We start from the raw sequence: 5,620 nt of genomic DNA on the forward strand, positions 1-5,620 counted from the left end.
GCAAACAGCCTTTAAAACTACCTTTAGAGGATAATCATTTAGAACAAACCACCTACCAAGTGCACTCGCCACTTCTTTGCCCATGAGGCCTCCTCCTATTATTCCTACTTTAATGGTTTTCATTATCCTTCGATTTTAACAAATGGCTCACTTCATCAGGAGTGGCATCATTATGAACAATTGCCATTAAGGCCCTGGTCATACCTCCAGGGTTGGCATGCTGTACCACATTTCTACCATAAACTATCCCTTTGGCACCTTGCTTCATCAATCGATAGGTTCTTTCCAATATTTCTTCATCGCTAGCACGCCCTCCACCCCTGACAAGTACAGGAATGTCTCCGGCCACTTCAATTACCTTGTGGTACTCCTCCACATCATCAGTCGGATCAGCTTTTATTAGGTCAGCCCCTAACTCTGCCGCCTGTCTGACCATAGGAGTAATCAGCTTTATATTACCATCAACCATATAGCCACCGGCTTTTTCATTGGGTTGAAAAACCAATGGCTCTATCATTAATGGCATTCCATAATGGTCACACATAGGTTTTAGCTTTACTATATTTTGAATACAATGATCGGTAACTTCAGGTGCTCCGGGAATATTAAAGAGGTTGACAACTACACAGGCTGCATCTAACCGGACAGCCTGTAATACAGGCTCTTCTATCATCCTGCTGTAAAGCACATCTTGTAATTCCAGTCCATACACATTGGCCACATCAGTTCTCAATACAAGGGCAGGTTTTCTTTTACCCGGAACAGCCTGTAAATGTCGCGCTTGCCCAACAGTCAGTTGAATAGCATCTGGATCGGCATCGATCAATACTTTGACAGAGGATGATATATTCTCTATCCCACTTAAAAAGGTGAACTCACTAAAAAACCCATGGTCAATGGCTACATCAAAACACTTTCCAGACTTCTCGTTAAAAAGCCTATTCATTCTACTTAGTTTCATAATTTTATTTTCTAAAAGATAATCCGTTCGGTTCTATTCAATTTTAACTTTGTTAATTGTATCGCTAATTTTTATGGGTATTCCACCCTGCCTTTTACTCTCATCCGCAGCTTCCATAAACGCATAAATTTCAATGGTTTCTTCGGGTTCTACTGGTAATTTACCTGTCAGGAAAAAGTCATCTATGGCCCTAACCAATCTTTGATAACCTTCAAATTTGCCTATTGAATTGATCCCATCTGTACCAAAAACGGTCCCTCCGAAACCAATTTTCCCCTCTCTGATCCCTCTGAAATAACCCAACTTATCGCCAGGCCATTTACCAACAACCAAGTCAGTTCCATTGGTTGAAGTCCTTGAGACCGTTTGACAACCTGTCCCCATCACACTGAAGAGAGATTCTATGCCATGAATGCCATCCCAGAACAAATCGACATGGGCTTTTTGAAGGGGCGCAGGACCGTAGGTCTGCGCTCCCAATAATTCCCCCACATATTCCCCAGCTTTAATGGAAGTGTTTTGGCTTCCATAACGAAGGGCCGAAGAACTAAATACTTTGACCCCATAACGATTGGCTTCACGAAAAATCTTCATTACATTTTTCAGGTTCTCTGCCAAAGGCTTATCAATATATACCGGTTTCCCAGCCTTCAAGACCGGCATGACCTGCTCTAAATGGGGTCTTCCATCATTGGTCAATAGCATCACAGCATCCGATTCTCCAATGACTTCATCTATGGAATTGACTGTAGCCACTCCTTGGTTACCAATCCTCTCAGAAAAGCTTTGCAATCGTTCCTCCGAAAATTCCACATCGGGATTTCCTTTAGGGTGGTATATCACTGCAACTTTACTCTTGTAGTCTCCTGAATACAGAATTTCAGAAAAGTCAGCGCTATGAACTGAAAGTCCAATTATACCTACCTTAATTTTCGAGTTATCCATTTCGTCCTTAGGTTAAGAAAATAAAGGCATATAAATATTAGGGTAGCACCCTCATGATGCCTCTCATCACGGGCGCATGTCCCGGAAAAGTGCATACAAACTGGTAATCCCCCGGCTTGCTAGGTGCTTTAAACGTCATTATTTCTTTGGTTTTGCCTTCTAGCAATTTAGACGCCTCTACAATTTTGGGACTTTCGGGAAGATAATGCTTTGCAGGGCCTTCTTCTCCCAATGCTATAGCTAACGAGGCTATTTCATCTGCTGCTCCAGGTTCCACGAAGACTATATTGTGTTCCATCAAATCTTTGTTATCTAAAGTCAATTCGATCTGCTGGCCTGCTTTTACAGAAAACTCCGAAACATCATATGCCAACATTTCCGCGGATATGGTCAGCTTAGCAACTTCGTCATTTTGTAGTTCAAGGCTACGCTTTTCACTTGCCTCCTTTTCAGGGGCCTGATTCACGTGGGCTTCAGAATCTTCATGGTTGGTCTCAACTTTGGTAGTATCTGCATTCTCCCAAAAATTCTCATAGAATGTTCTAAACTGCATTCCTGAAATGTCTGATGTAGTATCTCCACGTCTATGGGAATCCCTGTCGCTCCAAAACCAAGCAACTTTTTGAGCTGCAATCCTGGCTTTTTCCTCCGGAGACCTCAACACTGTCTTGAGCAATTCATGATTGACGACATTGTGCTGTTGGTGAAGCCAAAGCAGTTCTAACATTGGAAGTGCATCTTCCTTACTCTGAGGATCAAGGGATTGGGCGTAACGCTGCGCTTCTTCTATCACCGCTTTGGTTTCTCTTCCACTCAACTCTACCCTTACCGAATGCCTGATCCCATCCACCGGACTCCTAAATAGTTCCAACAACTTCTCTATAGGTTCTCCATAAATTGCCACCGGTTCTTGAAGTGGTCTGTTTTTCGCAGTTATACGATAAATTCTTCCATGTGCCTGATCTCTATTGATGTCCCGGAGGTTATAGGGCGAATGAGTGATAACAGCATTGTGCCAATCTCCAAAGTACAGCGCTCCATCAGCGCCTATTACTCCATCTGAGGGTCTAAAATTCGGGTCACCTGTGTAGCCCGGCGGCACCACCCGGGGTTGGGCCTCAGAGGAGGGACGGAATGTTGGATCATTTCCAGTATACACCAAGTCGCCGGCTTCAACCCCTTCAACTACTCCCATATCTTTATATTCCAACTGGTACCGCTTTATTCCCTGGAACCCGATCACATTATATATCAGGAAATTGTTTTCATATTTGTCGGGAAAATGCTGGCTTGACAAGATCTGATTGGAAGTAATGGGCCGGATCGTCTGCTTGAACAAAGGCCTTTTGTCAAATTCATTGGTATCTGTTCTGGAGGTGACGGTTCTTTTGTAGTAAACCTGAAAAGCTTTCCCTGTGGTACCATCTGTAATTAAGGGATTGCCCCACCTGTCAATACTGATCCCATGCGCATTGGGAGTGTTTTCAACCATAAATGAAAAGTCCGATGTTCTTGGATTGAATCGATAGAGTCCTGGAGATCCTGATTCTTCACTTTTTCTATAAGGCGTTTCTATATTTTCCAGAATATATATCCCTCTTTGATAGTAGATATTGCCATCAGGTGCATAGATTAGATTATTTGCAGTATGGTGAGAATCATCTGAACCCAAGCCTCCAAAAAGTCTTTCCTTAAAATCGGCTACACCATCACCATCAGTATCTTTAAGAAACCATACATCCGGAGCAGAGATTACAATCACCCCATCATTCCAAAATTCAAAACCCGTAGGGTGCGGGACATAGGCAAAGGTGGTGACTTTATCTGCCTTGCCATCCCCATCTTCATCACTGAGGTAAGCCAACCGATCATTCATTTCTCTTCCGGGCTCCCATTTTGGATAGGTGGACCAAGATGCTACCCAGATGTTTCCTTTGGTATCCACTTGCAAAGCAACAGGATTGATAATCTCAGAAAACTCTTCCTCTGAAGCAAAAAGATTAACTTCCAAATCATCCGGGACAGTCATTCTTTCTATGGCTTCCTCTGGGTCCACATAAGTCAAATCTCTAACAATATGAGTACCTACCATTATTGGGTTGGGCACATTACTATCATCTACTTCAAAATCATCCCCATTGGCTCTTGCCCAAATTTTCTCATCCCTATTGGCTGCCATCACATCCAGCATTTCCAACTCCCTCTGCAAAGTTTTATAATTTCCATCCTGAATAGACCGCGTACCCCATACATCATTGCCACTGATGGCTCGGTACCGGTGAAACCAATAAAGGTTTTTGTCCTTAACGGTGGATCTTATGGAATCTAATGCCACTTGATCCTCACTTATGCCATTGGACATTAAGGTTTCAGCGATGTATTTACCCACTTCATGGTTGCCTTTTTCATTCAAATGAATTCCATTTATTGTCAAAGGCTCCTCCAAGGATTGATACATTTGCCTGGTTGCATCAAACAAATTAACGAAAACCACTCCTTTATCCTCTGCTACTTCTGCCATGGCTTGGGTATAAGCCTCCAAGCGAGGATTATTTTCGGAGCCATCAGGAAGGTTGGGAGACTCAAGGTCTTCATGAGCAATTGGAGAAAACAACACAATTCTGGGTACATTCACAGCATCATATTTCTGCGTCCGCAGATGATCAATCCAAAGAGAAAGTTGTTTTTTAAACGTTTCCGGTTGGTTATCAAATGATTCATTGTACCCGAAAAATGAGAAAATTACATTGGCTTTAACATTTTTCAAATGAGTATCACTATCACCAAACCCTTCATGGGCCCTGGGTCTATAGTGCACTTGATCACCAGAATAGCCCAGGTTTCTAAATACTAGTTTTTTATCAGGGCTAGCTGCTTGAAGGTAGGTCTCCATCCACCCGTCATGCTGGAATCGCTCAGCCAATGAATTCCCAACAATGGCTATCCTATCCCCTTCACTGAAAGAAAAATCAGGGTCACTGGAACATGAGCCTAAAAAAATTAGACCGGCCAAGAGGAAAAAGGAACAGATCACCCTCATGGAATTTTTAGAATTTATCAATAATCTCATTTAGAATTAAATTTTAATAAACGTAAATTTCTCTACCTACTCGATATTGGCTGACTAATGCATTTCTACTGAACAAGTACCCAAACCCGGAGCGTAGAAGTTAAACTTTACGTTAGGATGATCTGCCAACACCGACATAGGCACAGAAGTATCAGGTATTTTATTGGATATCATATAGGTGGTCAATCTTTGCCCAAAAGGGTTGTCATGTGCCCCGGCATGCCAAATAGAAACTTGCTCCGTTTCCCAAGTTTCTTTAGGCCCTACAGTCACAGCTTGGGTAGGAATCAATGGTACGTTTCCGCCACAATGCAATCTTGAATTCTGTTGAATAGTGATAGGGTGTAAATCCAAAACTCTCGTTGGAAGACCTTTGTATTCATCCACGGTTTGTGGATTGTCTTTATATGCTCCTTCACGTTTGGGGGGTTCATTAAAAGCCCAATGTTTGACATCACCTTGTCCTCCTTGCATGATTAAACATTTGGCTTGTTTCCAGCTTTCTATAAATTTAGCAGTATCGGCCTGCGGAAAATGTATGTTTTCTTCAGGCATGGCTAGTTTCTTTTCTATCCTGCTGTAACATAGGTCATTGAAAGCTTTTTTAAAAGAAAGAGAATGGCTGGCATCCACCTCTTTTCCGT

The 5,620-nt window shown here is 42.5% G+C and carries 4 protein-coding genes; all 4 read right to left on the minus strand.

Translation table 11 applies throughout. The features are described from left to right. Positions 1-109 precede the first annotated feature (109 nt). Entirely contained in the window at positions 110-961 is an 852-nt protein-coding gene (locus AAC037_RS18605; protein ID WP_339904695.1) for an aldolase, read from the minus strand. A gap of 33 nt (positions 962-994) precedes the next feature. Next, positions 995-1,906, minus strand: a complete 912-nt coding sequence (locus AAC037_RS18610; RefSeq protein WP_339904697.1) for a Gfo/Idh/MocA family oxidoreductase — start codon at positions 1,904-1,906, stop codon at positions 995-997. A 37-nt stretch (positions 1,907-1,943) separates the two neighbouring features. Next, positions 1,944-4,976 carry a PVC-type heme-binding CxxCH protein gene (locus AAC037_RS18615; protein WP_339904698.1) on the minus strand — a complete coding sequence of 1,011 codons (3,033 nt, stop codon included), beginning with the start codon at positions 4,974-4,976 and terminating at the stop codon, positions 1,944-1,946. A 54-nt stretch (positions 4,977-5,030) separates the two neighbouring features. Continuing rightward, the coding region (locus tag AAC037_RS18620; protein ID WP_339904699.1) for a hypothetical protein at positions 5,031-5,620 on the minus strand (590 nt) is incomplete at its 5' end.

Source organism: uncultured Cyclobacterium sp. (assembly GCF_963976465.1).
GTDB lineage: Bacteria > Bacteroidota > Bacteroidia > Cytophagales > Cyclobacteriaceae > Cyclobacterium.